Annotated in this window: 17 protein-coding genes and 1 pseudogene; 13 read left to right on the forward strand and 5 right to left on the reverse strand. The window is 73.7% G+C overall.

Translation table 11 applies throughout. The features are described 5' to 3' along the window. Positions 1-128 precede the first annotated feature (128 nt). Entirely contained in the window at positions 129-626 is a 498-nt protein-coding gene (locus tag GT045_RS05120) for an ATP-binding protein (RefSeq protein WP_161333409.1), read from the reverse strand. 117 nt (positions 627-743) lie between these two features. Between GT045_RS05120 and GT045_RS05125 the strand changes: the two genes are divergently transcribed. Then, positions 744-1,571 (forward strand): helix-turn-helix transcriptional regulator, encoded by an 828-nt coding sequence (locus GT045_RS05125; protein WP_161295077.1) that lies wholly within the window; start codon positions 744-746, stop codon positions 1,569-1,571. Continuing rightward, positions 1,568-1,777 carry a DUF397 domain-containing protein gene (locus tag GT045_RS05130; RefSeq protein ID WP_161333410.1) on the forward strand — a complete coding sequence of 70 codons (210 nt, stop codon included), beginning with the start codon at positions 1,568-1,570 and terminating at the stop codon, positions 1,775-1,777. The genes GT045_RS05125 and GT045_RS05130 overlap by 4 nt, the downstream gene beginning before the upstream one ends. Before the next feature lie 54 nt (positions 1,778-1,831). On the opposite strand, the gene GT045_RS05135 is transcribed toward GT045_RS05130, so the two are convergent. After that, entirely contained in the window at positions 1,832-2,476 is a 645-nt protein-coding gene (locus GT045_RS05135) for a DUF4360 domain-containing protein (RefSeq protein WP_161295073.1), read from the reverse strand. A gap of 161 nt (positions 2,477-2,637) precedes the next feature. Further along, positions 2,638-3,096 (reverse strand): Rrf2 family transcriptional regulator, encoded by a 459-nt coding sequence (locus tag GT045_RS05140; RefSeq protein ID WP_161295071.1) that lies wholly within the window; start codon positions 3,094-3,096, stop codon positions 2,638-2,640. 74 nt (positions 3,097-3,170) lie between these two features. Between GT045_RS05140 and GT045_RS05145 the strand changes: the two genes are divergently transcribed. The 4 genes from GT045_RS05145 (at position 3,171) to GT045_RS05160 (ending at position 8,804) form a co-directional block, all read left to right on the forward strand. Next, positions 3,171-6,134, forward strand: coding sequence for a beta-galactosidase (locus tag GT045_RS05145; protein WP_161333411.1), 2,964 nt, complete (start codon positions 3,171-3,173; stop codon positions 6,132-6,134). 135 nt (positions 6,135-6,269) lie between these two features. Continuing rightward, positions 6,270-6,896 (forward strand): toxin-antitoxin system, toxin component family protein, encoded by a 627-nt coding sequence (locus tag GT045_RS05150; protein ID WP_202527193.1) that lies wholly within the window; start codon positions 6,270-6,272, stop codon positions 6,894-6,896. Continuing rightward, entirely contained in the window at positions 6,893-8,122 is a 1,230-nt protein-coding gene (locus tag GT045_RS05155) for an MAB_1171c family putative transporter (RefSeq protein ID WP_161333412.1), read from the forward strand. Before GT045_RS05150 ends, GT045_RS05155 begins: the two co-directional genes overlap by 4 nt. Positions 8,123-8,246: 124 nt before the next feature. Beyond that, the gene (locus GT045_RS05160) at positions 8,247-8,804 is read left to right on the forward strand and encodes a hypothetical protein (RefSeq protein WP_345942550.1); all 558 of its coding nucleotides are present in this window, start codon (positions 8,247-8,249) and stop codon (positions 8,802-8,804) included. On the opposite strand, the gene GT045_RS05165 is transcribed toward GT045_RS05160, so the two are convergent. After that, complete coding sequence (locus GT045_RS05165; protein ID WP_161333413.1) at positions 8,764-9,687, reverse strand: hypothetical protein; 924 nt, start codon at positions 9,685-9,687, stop codon at positions 8,764-8,766. The genes GT045_RS05160 and GT045_RS05165 overlap by 41 nt on opposite strands. A gap of 146 nt (positions 9,688-9,833) precedes the next feature. Here GT045_RS05165 and GT045_RS05170 point away from each other — a divergent pair, with 146 nt between their 5' ends. The 3 genes and pseudogenes from GT045_RS05170 (at position 9,834) to GT045_RS05180 (ending at position 12,329) form a co-directional block, all read left to right on the forward strand. Further along, positions 9,834-11,330, forward strand: coding sequence for an acyl-CoA synthetase (locus GT045_RS05170; RefSeq protein ID WP_161333414.1), 1,497 nt, complete (start codon positions 9,834-9,836; stop codon positions 11,328-11,330). Beyond that, positions 11,323-11,997: pseudogene (locus GT045_RS05175) on the forward strand (carboxyl transferase domain-containing protein); the annotation flags it as partial. The gene GT045_RS05170 and the pseudogene GT045_RS05175, both read left to right, overlap by 8 nt. 146 nt (positions 11,998-12,143) lie before the next feature. Continuing rightward, positions 12,144-12,329 (forward strand): hypothetical protein, encoded by a 186-nt coding sequence (locus GT045_RS05180; protein ID WP_161288013.1) that lies wholly within the window; start codon positions 12,144-12,146, stop codon positions 12,327-12,329. A gap of 16 nt (positions 12,330-12,345) precedes the next feature. On the opposite strand, the gene GT045_RS05185 is transcribed toward GT045_RS05180, so the two are convergent. Next, complete coding sequence (locus GT045_RS05185) at positions 12,346-12,822, reverse strand: hypothetical protein (protein ID WP_161288011.1); 477 nt, start codon at positions 12,820-12,822, stop codon at positions 12,346-12,348. 148 nt (positions 12,823-12,970) lie between these two features. On the opposite strand from GT045_RS05185, the gene GT045_RS05190 reads away from it, so the two are divergent. The 4 genes from GT045_RS05190 to GT045_RS05205 all read left to right on the forward strand — a co-directional run bounded on the left by GT045_RS05190 (position 12,971) and on the right by GT045_RS05205 (position 16,409). Continuing rightward, positions 12,971-13,471, forward strand: a complete 501-nt coding sequence (locus GT045_RS05190) for a GNAT family protein (protein ID WP_161288009.1) — start codon at positions 12,971-12,973, stop codon at positions 13,469-13,471. Positions 13,472-13,768: 297 nt separating this feature from the next. Beyond that, the gene (locus tag GT045_RS05195; protein ID WP_161333415.1) at positions 13,769-14,425 is read left to right on the forward strand and encodes a histidine phosphatase family protein; all 657 of its coding nucleotides are present in this window, start codon (positions 13,769-13,771) and stop codon (positions 14,423-14,425) included. A gap of 233 nt (positions 14,426-14,658) precedes the next feature. Then, a complete protein-coding gene (locus GT045_RS05200; RefSeq protein ID WP_161288005.1) occupies positions 14,659-15,312 on the forward strand; it encodes a response regulator transcription factor in 654 nt (217 codons plus the stop codon). Further along, positions 15,309-16,409 carry a histidine kinase gene (locus GT045_RS05205; protein ID WP_161333416.1) on the forward strand — a complete coding sequence of 367 codons (1,101 nt, stop codon included), beginning with the start codon at positions 15,309-15,311 and terminating at the stop codon, positions 16,407-16,409. Before GT045_RS05200 ends, GT045_RS05205 begins: the two co-directional genes overlap by 4 nt. Positions 16,410-16,441: the final 32 nt, after the last annotated feature.

Genomic DNA, 16,441 nt, shown 5'->3' on the forward strand with positions numbered 1-16,441 from the left:
GGACTCACCGCGGCCCAGGTCCGCGGCATGACGGCCCCGGCGCCCCCTGACGGTCTCACCCCGGCCCCCGCCACCGGCTGGCCGAACGCCCGGAGCTGGCCGAACGCGGCGGGGACAGTTCAAGCGGGCTAGCCGGACCGCGGGACGCGCCGCCGCCCGGTCACGGGGGGCCGGGCGGCAGAGCCCGGCGTCCTCCACGACGGCATGTCCACCTCCGCCCGCACCGTCTTGCCCGGAGGATCCCGGCGCACCACCTCCCAGCGGTCCGCCAGCGCGTCGACCAGTAACAGTCCCCGGCCCCCCTCGGCGAGCGGTTCGGGTCCGGCCAGCTGCCCCGGGCCGGGCGGCAGCCTCTCGTCCAGGGTGTCGCTCACCTCGATCCGGACGCTGCCGACCAGCAGGGCGAGGGTCAGCTCGAAGTCCCGCCCGGGTACGCGGCCGTGCGTCACGGCATTGGCCGCGAGTTCCGCGACGATGGCCCCCGCGGCCTCGGCCACGGAGCTGTCGAGGGGGACGCCCCACGCGTCCAGCTGGGCGAGCGCGAGCCGCCTGGCGAGCCGGGCCCCGCGCGGGGTGGGGCTGAGGCGCTGTGTGAAGGGGGGCGCGGAGAGGGGAAGTACGTGCATGCCCCTCAATGTGGGGCGCGCGCGACGGCGTTCACCAGGGTTGCCCCGCGTACGCTGCGCGAGCGTACGCGGTCACGGGGTGGACAGTACGAGTGACTGTCCGTGACGATCCTGTGCATGGCTACGGGAAGCGGCGGTGAGCCGGAGTCGTCGGACAGTATGCGGACGTTCGGAGCGGTCGTACAGGCGCTGCGCGAGTACCACCGGCTGAGCCGGGAGGAGTTCGGGCGGCTCGTCGGCTACTCCCGACACACGGTGGCGTCGGTGGAGCTCGGCCGCCGCATGCCGGACGCGGACTTCGTGGAGGCGGCGGAGGGGGCACTGGGCAACACGGGGGCACTGCGGAGAGCGGCGGGTTTCCTCGGGCGGCAACCGGGGTTGGCCGCGTGGTTCCAGCGGTGGGCAGCACTGGAGAAGGTCGCGATCAACCTTTACACCTACGAATCCAGGATGGTGCCCGGCCTGCTGCAGACGGAGCGGTACGCCCGGGTGCTGTTCACTGATCAGCTTCCGCCCTTGGATGACGCGCAGATCAAGAAGAACTGGGCTGCGAGAGTCCAGCGTCAGTCGCTGCTGCGCGATCGGCCGAACACAGCCTTCAGCTTCATCATGGAGGAGCATCTGCTTCAGCGGCGCACCGGGGGAGTCGACACCGCACGAGAACTCATCGACCACCTACTCGAAGTCGGCGGGCTGCGGAACGTCGAGATCCAGATCATGCCGGCAGCACGAGAATCACATGCGGGTCTCGCCGGCCCCGTGCAGTTACTCGAAACGCCGAAGCACAAGTGGTACGCGTACTGCGAAGGGCAACGCGGCGGACTACTCGTATCCGACCCGAAAGAGATCAGCATCCTGCACCAGCGGTATGCCAGGATGCGCTCGCAGGCTCTCACCATCGCGGACTCCCTGAGCCTGTTGCAGCGGATGCGAGGAGACCTATGAGCGCCCCGGAACTGAGCTGGTTCAAGAGCAGCTACAGCAGCAGCGGCGACGGCGACTGCATCGAGGTCGCCCTCACCTGGCCCAAGTCCACCCACAGCAGCGCCCCCGCCACCGTCCACGTCCGCGACTCCAAGGCCGAGCGCGGCCCGCACCTCGCCCTCTCCCCCGCCACCTGGTCGGCCTTCGTCGCGTACGCCGGTGCGTGAGTGACGTGGACGGGCGGGCCCGTACGGACCCGCCCGTCCCGCCTGCTCAGCCCGCTACTTGGGGCAGTGGTCCCACGCGAAGTGGTACGTCGTGCTGATGTCGCCGTCCGTCGAGTCCATGGTCATGAAGCTGACCTTGGACGGCGCCGAGCCCGCGTTCACCCGCAGCTCGGTGTTGATGTTGAAGTTGCGCAGCACCCCGCACGGGGCCCACACCATCTGGGCCCAGTCCGTGGTGTCCGTGGCCTGCCAGTCGTCGTTGTAGGGGCCCCGGTACGGGTGGGTGATGGGCACCGTCGCCGAGGAACCCTGGAAGTAGTACGACGCCTTCTGCGTGGCCGTCGCGCCGGACTGGAGGGAGAGGAAGCCCCGGTAGTCGGCGCTCGCGATGGCGTAGGTGAAGCCCTGGGGGACGTGGACCACCAGGTTGAGCTGGCAGTTCTTGCGGAAGGCCGTGGGGTCGGAGTTGCCGCCGGCCTGGGCCAGGTAGTCGCTGTAGGTGACGGTGAACGCGGTGTTGTCCGGCGAGACGGCGACCGCCGCCGTGCCCGAGGGACAGCCGGAGCCGTTCACCGTGGCGACGTCGATGACGATCTTGTCCGGAGGCGGGTCGTCGAAGACGGGGGACGAGGTCTGGGCGGGTAGCGCGGTGGTGAGGAGAGCGGCCACTGCACCGCTCAGGAGGAGCCCACCAGCCATGGTTTCTCCCGGTTGTCGAGTGGGGGGTGGACCTCCCGCCGTACTGGTTCAAAGGTGAAGAACTTGTGCGCCACCTGTGAACCGGCGATGGAGGCGTGGGCATCGTAGGAAGCCCCACCGACGGCCGGGAGGGTGAACTCCGGCCATTCACTTCCGGGTTTTCACGGGTTCTCCCAGGCCGCCGGCTCCGCCGCCAGCGTCCGGACCGGCTCCGGCAGGGCGTCCGCCGCGAGGTCGGCGATCGTGACGCCCTCCAGGACGCGGCGGACGTTCGCGCGCAGCGCGATCCACAGCGGCAGCAGGGGCCGGGCCGTGCCCGTGTAGGCGAGACCGGTCGGGCGCTCGCCGCGCACCGACACGATCGGTCCGTCGACCGCCCGGATGACGTCCGCCACAGTGACCGAGGCCGCCTCCCGGGACAGCCGGTAACCGCCGCCACCGCCGCGCCGGCTGTCCACCACCCCGGCCCGCCGCAGATCACCGAGGATGCCCTCCAGGAATTTGTGGGGAATGTCCTGCACGGCGGCGATTTCCTCGGCCTTCACCGGCCCGTTACCCTGCCGTACGGCCAGCTCCAGAACCGCCCGTACCGCGTAATCCGCCCGCGCCGAGATCCTCATGGATCCATTGTGGGGCGTGCCGCCGTGGAGAATGGCCGGACCCGCGCCCCGCAAGCTCGCCCGGAGGACCCACCTTGGCGCTCAGCAGACGCACCTTCAGTGCCCTGGCCGGCTCCGCCGCGCTCGGCCTCGCCCTGGGCGGCAGCAACGGTCCCGGCGCGTTCTCGGCCTACGCCGGCGGCGGCGCGCGGACCGGTCCGGCACCGGGCCCGCCGAGCGCGGACGGCGAGCGGCACACCATCGGGTACGACCGCCACTCGCTGCTCGTCGACGGGCGGCGGCTGGTGGTGTGGTCCGGCGAGCTGCACCCCTTCCGGCTGCCCAGCCCCTCGCTGTGGCGGGACGTGCTGCAGAAGATGCGGGCGCACGGCTACAACGCCGTCAGCATCTACGTGGCCTGGAACTACCACTCGTCCGCTCCCGGCGTGTACGACTTCTCCGGCGTCCGGGACCTCGGCCTGTTCCTGCGCATGGCCGCCGAGACCGGCCTGTACGTCATCCTGCGGCCCGGCCCGTACATCAACGCCGAGGTCGACGGCGGCGGCTTCCCCGGCTGGCTGACCGCGACCCGGGGCGCCGCCCGGACCGACGACCCCACGTACCTGGCGCACGTCGACGAGTGGCTGACCCAGGTCAACCGGATCGTCCGCCGGCACCTGTACACGCGGGGCGGCGGCACGGTCCTGCTGTACCAGATCGAGAACGAGTACGACGCCCACGCCCGCGAGGCCACCGGCCGGAACTACATGTCCCACCTCTACCGGAAGGTGCGGGCCGACGGGATCGACGTCCCGCTGTTCCACAACGACAAGGGACGCAACGGCTACTGGATCCCCGGCACCTTCGACACCGGTGGCGACAAGGGGGGCTGGCTGTACGGGTTCGACGGCTACCCCTCGCCGTCCCAGACCCCGCCGGACTGGGGGCACTACGGCCCCGGCGGGCTGAAGGGCGGCGCCACCGCCTCGCCCGCCACGCCCGGGTTCGTGCCGGAGTTCGGCGGCGGCTGGTTCGACCCCTGGGGCGGGGCCGAGTTCGACGGCAAGGGGTACGCCGAGTCGCGGCGCACCCGGGACGCGGCCTACGAGCGCCGCTTCTACCTGACCAACCTGGCCAACGGACTCACCCTGCACAACGTGTACATGACGTTCGGCGGGACCTCGTGGGGCTGGCTGCCCGCGCCGGTCGTCTACACGTCGTACGACTACGGCGCCGCGATCGACGAGGGGCGCAACGTCACCGACAAGATCGCCCCGATGCACCAGCTGGGCCACCTGCTCCAGCGCGTCCCCGACTTCGCCCGGCTGGACCGGGCGGCGGACGTCACGGTCGCGGGTCTGAAGGTCTATCACCTCACCAACCAGGACACCGGCGCGCACGTCTACGTCGTCCGCAACGACGGCACCGAGGCGGTCACCACCACCCTGCCGACCGACGCCGGCGCCCTGCCCGTCACCGTGCCGGGCAAGGACGCCAAGCTGCTGGCCACCGGGCTGTCGCTGGGCCGGCGCACCCTGAAGTACTCCACCGCCCAGCCCATGCTGTGCCTGACGGCGGGCCGGCGGGACATCGCCGTGTTCACCGGGCGGCGCGACGACATGGCCGAGCTGGTGCTGGACTGCTCGACCGAGCCGTACGTGGAACGGCTGGACCCGGAGGCCGGCTGGGCCTACGACCGGGGCGAGCTGCATGTGAACGCCCCCCTCGGGCAGGGCGGCCTGACCCGGGTGCTGGTGCAGCAGGGCGACAGCGACAGCTCGCTGCTGCTCCTGTTCGCCGACGACGCCACCGCCGTCCGCCTGTTCCCGTACGACACCCCCTCCGGGACCGTGCTGGCCTACGGTCCGGCGCTGCTGCGGCACGCGGAACTGCGCGGCTCGGAGGTCCGCCTGACCGGTGACGTCACCGAGCGGACGACCCTGGAGGTGTGGGCACCGCGCGGGATCGACACCCTGGTGTGGAACGGGCGCCGGCTGTCCACCCGCACCACCCGCTCCGGCAGCCTGATGACCACCGACATGGTGCCGGACGTGCCCGAGGTGCGGCTGCCCGAGCTGGGCGGCTGGCGGATGCGGACCGAGAACCCGGAGGCGGGTCCCGGCTTCGACGACTCCTCGTGGAAGAAGGCCGACCGGACGTCGTCGTCCAGCACCACGGCGGTCCCGGCCGGCCGGCCGGTGCTGTTCGCCGACGACTACGGCTTCCACTACGGCGACGTCTGGTACCGGGGCGCCGTCGACGGCACGAGCGACGTCGAGGAGGTGTCGCTCGCCTACAGCACCGGCACGCAGGGCCTGCTGATGGCCTGGCTGGACGGTGAGCCGCTGGGCACGCACCGGATGCCCGTGCCGGACAAGGGCACCACGGTCCGCCAGGGCAGCTGGACGGCCACGGCGGTCTTCCCGGTGGGCGAGCGGTTGCGCTCCCCCGGCCGGCACGTGCTGTCCGTGCTCGTCCGGCGCATGCAGCACGACCAGGACGGCAAGGCGCTCGACACGCACAAGGCGGCCCGCGGTCTGACGGCGGTCGGCTTCACGGGCGCGGACCCGGAGGTGAGCTGGCGCATCCAGGGCGAGGGCCCCGCCGACCCCGTGCGCGGTCCGCTGAACAACGGCGGCCTGTACGGCGAGCGGGAGGGCTGGCACCTGCCCGGCTTCGAGGACCGGGACTGGGAGCGGGTGGACTTCCCGCGTGCCGCGCGCTACCAGGGCGTGACCTGGTACCGGACCACGTTCCGGCTGTCGGTGCCGGCCGACGTCGACGCGTCGGTCGGCCTGACCCTGGACGACGACCCCTACCGGGCCTACCGCGCGCAGATCTTCCTCAACGGCTGGAACCTGGGCCAGTACATCAACGACGTCGGCCCGCAGCACACCTTCGTGCTGCCGAACGGCATCCTGCGCACCCGGGGCGCCAACACCCTCGCGCTGGCGGTCCTCTCGGAGTTCACCACGCTGTCGGGGCCCGGGTCGGCCCGCCTGACACTGCTCGGCAGGGCGAGCGGCGGGGTACCGGTCGCCCCGGTCGTTTCCCCTTGAACGACGGCCGTGGGAAGGCATGACGCGGACACATCCCGGCGCGTACCCTCGGACCAGCCGTGACCGGGCCGTGACCGGCCGGGAGAAGGCCGGAGCAGACCGCCGAAGGCTGCCGACGGCGGAAGAGGGGGACCGATGGGCATCGCGGGCGCGCGACAGCGAGCCGCACGGCTCGCCTCGCGGCTGCGCCGCCCCGGCGCCGGCTCGGCGATGCGCTCCCTGGCCGGCGACCTCGCCGCCGCCGTCCGGGCCCGGCCCGAGCCGCCGGACGGCGTACGGGCGTTGTGCCGGGCGCTGTGCGAGGAGATGAGCGGGCTGCGTGACGGGCGGCCGGTCGAGCTGCGGTTCGAACGGTTCCCGGACGAGATCGAGGTCACCGGACTGTGGGTCGAGTTCGCCGACTTCGACCTGGTCATCGTGGAGGAGCGGGCCGAGGACGTGCAGCAGCTGGTCATCCTGGGGCACGAGCTGTGGCATCTGCACGCCGGGCACCGGCACCACCACCTCGCCGGCAGCGCGGCGGCCCGCGCCTTCGCCGGCACGCCCGGCTGGCGCGAGGCCCTCACGGTGGCCGCCCGCAACGGTTCCCGGGAGACCGACGAGGCGGAGGCCGACGACTTCGGGCACCGCCTGGCCACCCTGTTCCGGGGCCGGCTCTCCGGCGGCCGCCCCGGCCCGCCGGACCCCCTCCAGCGGGCCCTCGGCTACCGCGGACACGAGCAGGCGGACCGGGAGCCCCGGAGCCGGGGAGCCCGGCGGTGACCGAGCCGGTGCCGGACCCCTCGGGTGTGCTCAGCGAGTTCTACATCTCCTTCTGGATCCCCACGGCCGTGCTCACCGCAGCCCTGGTGATCAAGCTGCCCTCGATCATCCGGCTGTGGCGGGACCCGCTGATGCGCGCGGTCGGCGGGCTGCTGCTGCTCGCCTGCGCGGTGTTCGTGTTCTGCACCCCGTCCACCATCGCCCGGGTCAACCGGCTGACCGGGGTGCCCAACTTCGCGGCGCCCTGGTGCTACTCACTGATCACGGCGTTCTGCGGCTGCTGCCTGCTGCTCATCATCACCTGGCGCAACGGCCCGGCCGGGCGCTCGGCCGCCACCCGCCGCGTAAGGCGCTGGGTGGTCGGTGCGTACGCGGGGGTCATCGTCGCCCTGTGGGCGCTGTTCCTGCTCGCCGGTCCGCACGAGGAGCGGCTGCGGGACCTCGACACCTACTACGCCACCACCCCGTTCCTGCGCGAGGAGATCCTGCTCTACCTCGGCGCGCACGCCGTGGCCTGTCTGATCACCGCCCGGCTGATCCGGAACTGGGTGCGCGCCGAGGGCCTGGACGCCTGGCTGCGCTGGGGGCTGCGGCTGCTGGGCGCCGGCTACGTGTCGAACCTGGTCTTCGACGCGGGCAAGCTGACCGCCGTCGCCGCGCGCTGGTCCGGGTCGGACCTGGACTGGCTGAGCACCGACCTGGCGCCGCCCGTCGCCGCCCTGTCCGCCATCCTCATCGCCGTCGGCTTCATCCTGCCGCACGCCGGCCAGTACCTGCACGACCGCTGGCGGATCCGGCTCGCCCACCGCGAACTGCGGCCCCTGTACCGGCTGATGCGCGAGGTGCACGGCGAGGGCGTGCCGTTCGCGCTGCGCGCCACGCCCGAACTGCGGCTCATCCGGCGCGAGACGTTCATCCGGGACGTGCTGCTGCCGCTGGCCCGGCACATCGACGCCGGTCTCGGCAGCCGCTCGTACGACGCCGCGCTCGCCCTCGGCCACCCGCCCGAGCGGGCGCGGGCGCTGGCCGCCGCGGTGTGCGTCCTGGACGCCGTGACGGCGAGGGCCCGTGCACCGCGGCCGCCCGGGCCGGCCGCCGGGCCGGACACCACCGGGCTGCTGCGGCGGATCGGGGCCGTCTCCCGGGAACTGCGCCGCTGCGACGACATCGAGGCGGTCCGGGCGCGGGCGGCCGTCCCGGCGGAGAGCGTCGCCCTGCACGAGTGATCACAGGCCCACCGCCGACCGGCCCGGCGGCCACCCGGCCGGGCCGCTCACGGGGCGCGGGCGACGGGTGGGCGACGGCGGGGGCCGGCGGGTGGGCGTGTCCGGGTCGGGCAGCATGGGTGTCATGTCTCTCGACTTCCAGCTGGTGCTGCTGCGCCGCATGGCCGACCACAACCCCGACCTCGTCGAGGACGCCCGGCGCCGGCTCGGCGCGTCGGTCGCGGACATGCGGGAGGCCAACAAGCGCTGGCAGGCGATGGTCCGCTCGCCCCGGGCCCGGGGCGCCGCCGCGCGCTACCGCTCCGTCCTCGGCGAACCCGAGTCGGTCCTGCCCCGCCGCCTCGGGGACGTCGACTGCGAGGCCCGGCGCTGGGCCCTGCCGCTCTGGCCCGGCCTGCGCTTCGAGGCGCTCGTCGGTCCCGACGGAGGGGTGTGGAACGAATGGCTGGTACGGGCACCGGACGCGCCCGCCCCGCACCTGCGCACCCTGGAGGACCTGACCCCGTGGTCCTGCACGGTCGACGAGGCCGCCCGCGCCTTCGCTCCCGCCCGGCCGCTGGAGGGCACCGCGCCCACCCGGTGGGGGCTGGTCTTCACCGCCCCCGACCGGGACGGCGTACGGCACGAGGTGGTCGCCGAGTTCACCTGGGGGCTGCTCCAGCGGACGGCCGCCCGCACCTGAGGCCCCGGGCCGGGCGGCCGGCCGCCGCGAGGATCGCCTCCGTCACCCGGGGCAGCGAGTCCGGGTGCAGCCACAGGAACAGGTTCGGCTCGACCAGCTCCAGTTCCATCAGGCGGGGTTCGCCGTCGTCACCGTCCACCAGGTCCACGCGCGCGTACAGCAGCTCCGGCGCGCCGGGGACGGCCGCCAACGCCTGTTCGGCGAGGGCGAGTTCCGCGTCCGTGGGCTGCCAGCGCGTCAGGTCGGGGTGGGCCACCTTGTCGGCGTCGTAAGGGGTGCCGGGCTTCAGGACCGCGCCCTTGCGGCTGGCGTGCAGCAGCCGTCCGCCGAAGAACTGCAGCGCCCGCTCCCCCCGCACGTCTATGCCCGGCATGTACGGCTGCACCATGGCGGTGAAGCCCTCCGCGTGCATCCGCGCGAGGTGCCGCAGCGCGCCCTCGTGCTCGGCGGGGGTGTAGCGCGCGGCGAACCGGGCGCCCGCCCCCGAGGTCGGCTTGATCACGAACTCGTGGCCGTCGGGCAGGTCGGCCGGCTCGCCGGGCGCCGCGTACCGGGCCGGGACGGTGGGGACGCCGGCCGCCGCCAGCTCACCGAGGTAGCGCTTGTCGGTGTTCCAGCGCACGACCCGGGCCGGGTTGGCCAGCCGGGTCACGCCGCCGGTCCGCTCCACCCAGGCGGTGAACTCGGCGGCCCGCCAGCTGTAGTCCCAGGTCGAGCGGATGACCACCAGGTCGTAGCCGCCCCAGTCCACCGCCGGGTCGTCCCAGTACCGCGCCTCGGCCTCGGCACCGGCGTCCCTGAGGGCCCGCACCAGCACGGGCAGGTCGGCGTCCTTGCCCGGTTCGGCTCCGGGGTCGTAGGTGGCGAGGGCGACGCGGGGCACGGCGGATCTCCCTGTTCGTACGGCGGTTCGACGGACGGTGCGGCTGCGAGGCTAACAAGCCCGCCCGCGGAAGGCGCCGTTCCTGGTGTAGGAAGGTGCTGTCGTCAAGGCAGTCGGCACCGTCGACAGCAAAAGGAGTGCGCCGCGTGTCCTCTCTCTTCCCCGCCCTCACGGACGGCCCCGGTGAGCGCAGCGAGACGGGGGTCCCCCCGGACGACGGCCGGGGGAAGGTTGCCCTGCGGTTCGGGCCGCGGACCCTGACGTACCGCGCACTCGCGGGCGCCGCCGGTGCCCTCGCCGCCCGGATCGGGACGGCGGACCGGGTCGCCGTGTGGGCCACGCCCGAGCTGGAGACCGCCGTCGCGGTGACCGGCGCGCTGCTCGCCGGGGTGGCCGCGGTGCCGCTGAACCCCAGGTCGGGCGAGAAGGAGCTGGCGCACATCCTCTCCGACAGCGCGCCGGACCTGGTCCTGGCCGCGCCCGGCGCGCAACTGCCGCCGGCCTTGGCGGGCCTGACCCGGATCGACGTGGACGCGTCCGCCCCCGCCGCCGGTCCCGTCGCCGTCCCCGCGGAACGGGCCGCGGACGGTGACCCGGCGCTGGTCGTCTACACCTCCGGCACCACCGGCCCGCCCAAGGGCGCGGTGCTGCCCCGCCGGGCCCTGGCCACCACCCTGGACGCGCTCGCCGACGCCTGGGGCTGGACCGGTGACGACGTGCTGGTGCACGGACTGCCGCTGTTCCACGTGCACGGCCTGGTGCTCGGCGTCCTCGGCCCGCTGCGCCGCGGCGGCTCGGTGCGGCACCTCGGGCGGTTCTCCCCGGAGGGCGTGGCCCGCGAGCTGAACGACGGCGCGACCATGCTGTTCGGCGTGCCGACGATGTACCACCGCATCGCCGAGGCCCTGCCCGACGACCCGGAGCTGGCGAAGGCGCTCGGGCGGGCCCGGCTGCTGGTCTCGGGCTCGGCCGCGCTGCCGGTGCACGACCACGAGCGGATCGCGGCGGCCACCGGGCGGCGGGTGATCGAGCGGTACGGCATGACGGAGACGCTCATGAACACCAGCGTGCGGGCCGACGGGGAGGCACGGGCCGGGACGGTCGGGGTGCCGCTGCCGGGCGTGGAGCTGCGGCTGGTGGAGGAGGACGGCACGGAGATCACCGCGTACGACGGGGAGAGCGTCGGCGAGATCCAGGTGCGCGGCCCGAACCTGTTCACCGAGTACCTGAACCGGCCCGACGCGACCGCCGCCGCGTTCACCGCCGACGGCTTCTTCCGCACCGGCGACATGGCCGTGCGCGAGCCCGACGGCTATGTCCGCATCGTCGGGCGCAAGGCCACCGACCTGATCAAGAGCGGCGGTTACAAGATCGGGGCCGGTGAGATCGAGAACGCGCTGCTGGAGCACCCGGGGGTGCGGGAGGCCGCGGTGACCGGGGAACCGGACGCCGACCTGGGCGAGCGGATCGTGGCCTGGATCGTCCCGGCGGACCCGCAGGCACCGCCCTCGGCCGAGGAACTGGCGGACCACGTGGCCCGCCGGCTCGCCCCGCACAAGCGCCCCCGCGTCGTCCGCCACCTGGCGGCGCTCCCCCGCAACGACATGGGGAAGATCATGAAGCGGGCCCTGGCCGGTGCCTGAGCGGCTCTCGGCGCGCGAGGTCCTGGCGCTGGTGGCGGACGCGGACAGCTTCCGCGAACTGCCCGCGCCGCCGGGCGACCCACGGCCCGACGGTCCCCTGGCCTGGCGGGGCTACGACGCCTCCCGCGCCCGCGCCGCCGAACGCACCGGTGAGCAGGAGTCGGTGGTCTGCGGCACCGCGAGCGTCGACGGCACCCGGGCCGTGCTGATCGCCTTCGAGTTCGGCTTCCTGGGCGGCTCGCTCGGCGAGCGCACCGGGGACCGGCTGGTGGCGGCGTACGTCCATGCCCGCGAACACCGGCTGCCCGTGGTGCCGCTGATCGCGACCGGGGGCAGCCGGATGCAGGAGGGCATACTCGCGCTCACCCAACTCCAGCGCGTGGCCCGGCAGTCCGTGCTCACCCGTCAGGCCGGGCTGCCCCAGGTCGCGGTGGTGCGGGACCCGACGACCGGCGGCGGCTGGGCCACGCTGGGCGCGGGGGCCGACGTCGTCCTGGCCCTGCCGGGCGCCCAGGTGGGCTTCGCCGGCTCCCGCGTCCGGCCACCCGACGCCGACCCGTGCGCGTACACGGCCGAGGCGCAGACGGCCGTCGGCTCGGCGGACGCGGTGGTACCGGTGCGGGACTTGAGGAGCACGCTGGCCACCTGGCTGACCCTGCTGGCGGCCCGCCGGGCCCCGGCCGCCCCGGCCGCCCCGGCCGCCCCGGCCCGGCACCTGCTCCACAGCAGGCTCAAGTTCCCCTCAACTGCGCTTTGTTCGCGCCCCGCCAGGCGCATACTTCCGACAGACAGACCATGACGAGGGGAACACACATGCGGAACTTGCTCACCCGAGGAGCGGAGCTCGTCCGGGCCGTCGTGTCCGGCCGCCGGCGTCTCGCGAAGTACGACCACCCCGAGGCCCACCGCCGCGCTCACCCCCACCGGGACGCCGGCCTCGCCTACCACTACGTCCCGTCGGCGCAGCAGATCCCCGTGAGCGGATCCGGCGGTATGTGACCCGCCCCGTCGCCGCTCAGTACACCGCCAGCGTGCACGTGCCCTCGGCCGTCGCCGTACCGGTGTGGTCGGACACGTGGACGGTGACGGTGGTGGTCCGGGTGTGCGAGCGAGGGTGGCCGGAGGGGCGCGGTCCCCGGCTCAGGACCTCGTGGACGGACCACGCGCCCGCCGCGTCGGCCTTCCGGCTCACGTCCCCGGTCGTGGCGGCGCTCCCCAGCCCGTAGGGGCCCTCGCCGGTGACCTCGTCCGGCCCGTACTCGTCGACGACGGCGACGTCGACCCGCGTGGTCACCGTCGAACCGGGGACGTGCCCAAAGCTGCTCGCGGTGTACTGCACGCGCCAGGTGTCCGGGTCGCAGCCGAGTCCGACCTCCGCCCTGACCAGGCCGGAGGACGCCGAGGTCGCAGCGGCGGGCAGGAGGGCGAAGACGGGCGCGAGTACGACGGATCCCACGCGAAAACCGGTCCGGGAGAGCGGGGAAAAGTGCATGTTGTCGAGCATATGTAGCAAGATCGTTCAATGTGTACCTCCGGACAGGTGACACCCGGCCGCCGGGGTGTCCCCGGAAGGTGATCGGGTGCGGGTGCGACGGCGCAGGCCGGGTGGCCGCGACGGCGGGTCCGGGTAGAGTCGGGCGGTGCCTGAGCTGAAGCGGCTGCATGCCACCCACGCCCCGGCGGTCCTGGCGTTCGAGCTGGCGAACCGCACCTACTTCGCGGCCTCGGTCCCCGACCGCGGCGACGACTACTTCGACCGGTTCACGGAGCGGTACGACGCCCTGCTGGCCGAGCAGGAGGCCGGCGTCTGCGCCTTCTACGTGCTCGTCGCCGAGGACGGCTCGGTGCTCGGCAGGTTCAACCTCATCGACATCGAGCACCGCACGGCGGAGCTCGGCTACCGCGTCGCGGAGCACGTCACCGGCCGGGGCGTGGCCACCGCGACGGTCCGGGAGCTGTGCCGCCTGGCGGCGCAGCGGCACGGACTGCGCACCGTGCGGGCGGCCTGCGCCCACGACAACACCGCCTCGCACCGGGTGCTGACCAAAGCCGGCTTCGTCCCGATCGGGCCGGCCGGCCAGGAGGACCTGGGCGGCAAGCGCGGCACCTGGTACCAGTGCGATCTCGCGTTCCTGCCGTAGCTCTCCCGCACAGCCGTCCCGGGCGCACGGCCGCGCCGGCCCGACCGTCCGCGGGCGAGGATCCGCCGACCGGCGGGGGTGGTCCGGCCGTGTGCCGGATGGTTGCGGCAGCACCCTTCCGGGACTCTGGTGACCAATGGGAGACTTCTCGGCCCCGCCCAGCGGTTCACGAGGGTGTTCTCCCCCACCGGCCGTCGAGAGCCGGGCACGGGACGTAGCTCGGAGCGCCGCCGGAACGGCCGCTGATCACGTGACCGTGGCGGCGGGTGCCGTCCCATCGGAGAAGGAGGTCGGATCGTGAGGGTGCGACTGACGATGCTGTGCGCGACCGCCGCGGAAGGCCGCCATGACCAGGTCTTCGGTGACGGCGCGCTGAGCGCACGCGACCGCCTCGAACTCGTGGCCGCGCGAGCCGCTCTGCCACCGTACTCACTCGCCTTCCGGGCGCCCTCCGCACGCTGCGCCCGCATCGCCGAGGCCCTGGCCGTCGAGGCCACGCCCGAGGACGCCTTGCGCGATCTGGACTACGGCACGTGGGCCCACCGCCCGCTCCGGGAGATCGCGGCCGACGACCCCTACGCCCTCTCCTCCTGGCTGACGGATCCCGACGCCGCACCGCACGGGGGCGAGTCCGTCCGCCGGCTGTGCCGCCGGACGGCGGCGTGGCTGGACTCCCTGCCCCCCGGCATGGGATCCGTGCTCGCGATCACCGAGGGCTCCGTCATCCGGGCCGCGCTGGTCCACGCCCTGGCCGTACCGGCCCGCTCCTTCTGGCACCTGGACGTGCCGTCCTTCTCCGCGGTCACCCTGACCATGTGCGACGGTCACTGGACCGCCCGCCTCGGCCGCCTGGCGACCCCGCAGCAGCGCGAGCCGACCGACGGCTCCGCACCGGTCGCGGTGCTGACCGTGCAGGCCGCTCCACGGCGCATGTGCCTCACCGGCCGCCCGTGACTCCCCGGCCCGGCGCCCTTCGCCCCCGCCGCGTCCCAGCCCTACCGTCACCGTGACGGCCTGATCGCGGGGAGCCCGGGGGTGCACCCCCGCGTCCCGGCCGTACCGTGGCCGTGGTGGCGTGATCGCGGGCGGAGGAAGCCCGGGGGCGACGGATCGCACCCCGCCCGGCGGCGGAGCGGCGCCCGGCGTGGTACGAATCGGACAGTGGTCCGATACGAGCTGGAGCACTCGTGATCCGGGTATTGGTGGTCGACGACGAAGCGCTGATCCGCACGGGCTTCCGGAGCATCCTCGACGCCGCCGACGGTATCGAGGTCGTCGCGGCGGTCTCCGGCGGTCAGGCGATGCGGGCGGTGCGCGAGACGCACCCTGATGTCGTCCTGCTGGATATCCGGATGCCGGACGTGGACGGGCTGACCGTCCTGGGGGAGATCCGCCGGCTGGCGGAGCCCCCGGTCGTGGCCATGCTGACCACCTTCGACATGGACGAGTACGTGGAGACGGCCCTGCGCTCCGGTGCCGCCGGATTCCTGCTGAAGGACACCGATCCCGAGGCGCTGCCGCTGGCGGTGCAGAGCCTGGCCGAGGGCGGCACGGTGCTGTCGGCCAAGGTCACGCGGACGGTGGTGGACGGCTACCTCAGCGCGGGATCGCAGGACCGCCCGCCGAAGGCCCTGGAACGGCTGACCGACCGTGAGCGTGAGGTGCTGGTCCTCGTCGCCGAGGGCCTGTCGAACGCCGACATCGCGACCCGGATGCACCTGAGCACCGGCACGGTCAAGGACCATGTCAGCGCGATCCTCACCAAGCTGGAGGTCAGCGGCCGGGTCCAGGCCGCCCTCTTCGCCCAGCGGGCCGGGCTCCTCGCGGAGGGCACGGGATGACCCGGCGTCCACCCCCGCTGCTCCTGGACGGCGCGGCGGTGGCCCTGGCCCTCCTCGACGTGTGGGCCCACTGGGACGTCCACGAGCCGTTGCGGATGGCCTGCGGCCTGGCCGCCGCCGTCGCCCTGCTGCTGCGCCGGCGCCGGCCGATGCTCACCTTCCTGCTCACTCTGCCCTCCGTGCTGCTGTCCGACGCCGTCGTCGCCTGCCTGGCCGCGCTGTACACGCTCGCTTCGTTCCGGTGCCCGCGGACGCTGCTGGTCCTGGGTTCCCTCGCCTTCGCGTTCGCCGACACGACGTCCCTGCCGTCGCCGGAGCTCGATCTGACCGCGCCCCCGACGCTGATCGCGCTCGGCTACAGCACCGCCACGGCGGCCGCCGCCGTCTTCCTCGGGCAGCTCGTGCAGACCCGGCGCGACCTGTCGCTGCGCCTGACCGAGATCTCACAGGCGCGCGATCACCAGCAGCTGCTGACCGCCCAGGCCGCGCTGGCCAAGGAGCGCGCCCAGCTCGCCCGGGAGATGCACGACGTCGTCTCCCACCAGGTCAGCCTGATCGCCGTGCACGCCGGGGCCCTGCAGGTGGGCACGAGCGACCCGGACGCCAAGGAGGCCGCGGCGACGATCCGGCGGCTGAGTGTGCAGACGCTGGACGAGCTGCGCCACATGGTCGGCGTCCTGCGCGCCTCCGGTGGCAACCCGACGGATCTGACACCGCAGCCCGCGCTGATCGACCTCCAGCGGCTGGCCGACAACTCCGGCATCGAGACCGAGCTGAGGATGAACCTCCCCGAAGGGCTCCCGCCCCCCGTCCAGCGCGCGGTGTACCGCACCGTCCAGGAAGCGCTGACCAACGCGCGCAAGCACGCGCCCGGCGCCACGGCCCGTATCGACCTGTTCCAGGCGGGTGGTTCCGTCCACGTCAAAGTCACCAACACCGCCCCGACCCAGCCGCCCCTCACGCTGCCCGGTGCCCATCACGGCCTGATCGGCCTGCGCCAGCGCGCGGAGCTGCTCGGCGGCACCATGAGCTCGGGCCCGACGGCCGACGGTGGTTACGAGGTGTGCGTGGTGCTCCCGGCGGAAGCCGTGGGATGAGCGCCCGACCGGCCGCCTGGGGCCCCCGTCGG

Source organism: Streptomyces sp. SID486 (assembly GCF_009865385.1).
GTDB lineage: Bacteria > Actinomycetota > Actinomycetes > Streptomycetales > Streptomycetaceae > Streptomyces.

What these genes read in the sequence shown, in the direction of transcription:
- GT045_RS05120 (WP_161333409.1), bottom strand. Translation starts at nt 626, where the DNA reads ATGCACGTACTTCCCCTCTCCGCGCCCCCCTTCACACAGCGCCTCAGC.
- GT045_RS05125 (WP_161295077.1), top strand. Translation starts at nt 744, where the DNA reads ATGGCTACGGGAAGCGGCGGTGAGCCGGAGTCGTCGGACAGTATGCGG.
- GT045_RS05130 (WP_161333410.1), top strand. Translation starts at nt 1,568, where the DNA reads ATGAGCGCCCCGGAACTGAGCTGGTTCAAGAGCAGCTACAGCAGCAGC.
- GT045_RS05135 (WP_161295073.1), bottom strand. Translation starts at nt 2,476, where the DNA reads ATGGCTGGTGGGCTCCTCCTGAGCGGTGCAGTGGCCGCTCTCCTCACC.
- GT045_RS05140 (WP_161295071.1), bottom strand. Translation starts at nt 3,096, where the DNA reads ATGAGGATCTCGGCGCGGGCGGATTACGCGGTACGGGCGGTTCTGGAG.
- GT045_RS05150 (WP_202527193.1), top strand. Translation starts at nt 6,270, where the DNA reads ATGGGCATCGCGGGCGCGCGACAGCGAGCCGCACGGCTCGCCTCGCGG.
- GT045_RS05160 (WP_345942550.1), top strand. Translation starts at nt 8,247, where the DNA reads ATGTCTCTCGACTTCCAGCTGGTGCTGCTGCGCCGCATGGCCGACCAC.
- GT045_RS05180 (WP_161288013.1), top strand. Translation starts at nt 12,144, where the DNA reads ATGCGGAACTTGCTCACCCGAGGAGCGGAGCTCGTCCGGGCCGTCGTG.
- GT045_RS05185 (WP_161288011.1), bottom strand. Translation starts at nt 12,822, where the DNA reads ATGCACTTTTCCCCGCTCTCCCGGACCGGTTTTCGCGTGGGATCCGTC.
- GT045_RS05205 (WP_161333416.1), top strand. Translation starts at nt 15,309, where the DNA reads ATGACCCGGCGTCCACCCCCGCTGCTCCTGGACGGCGCGGCGGTGGCC.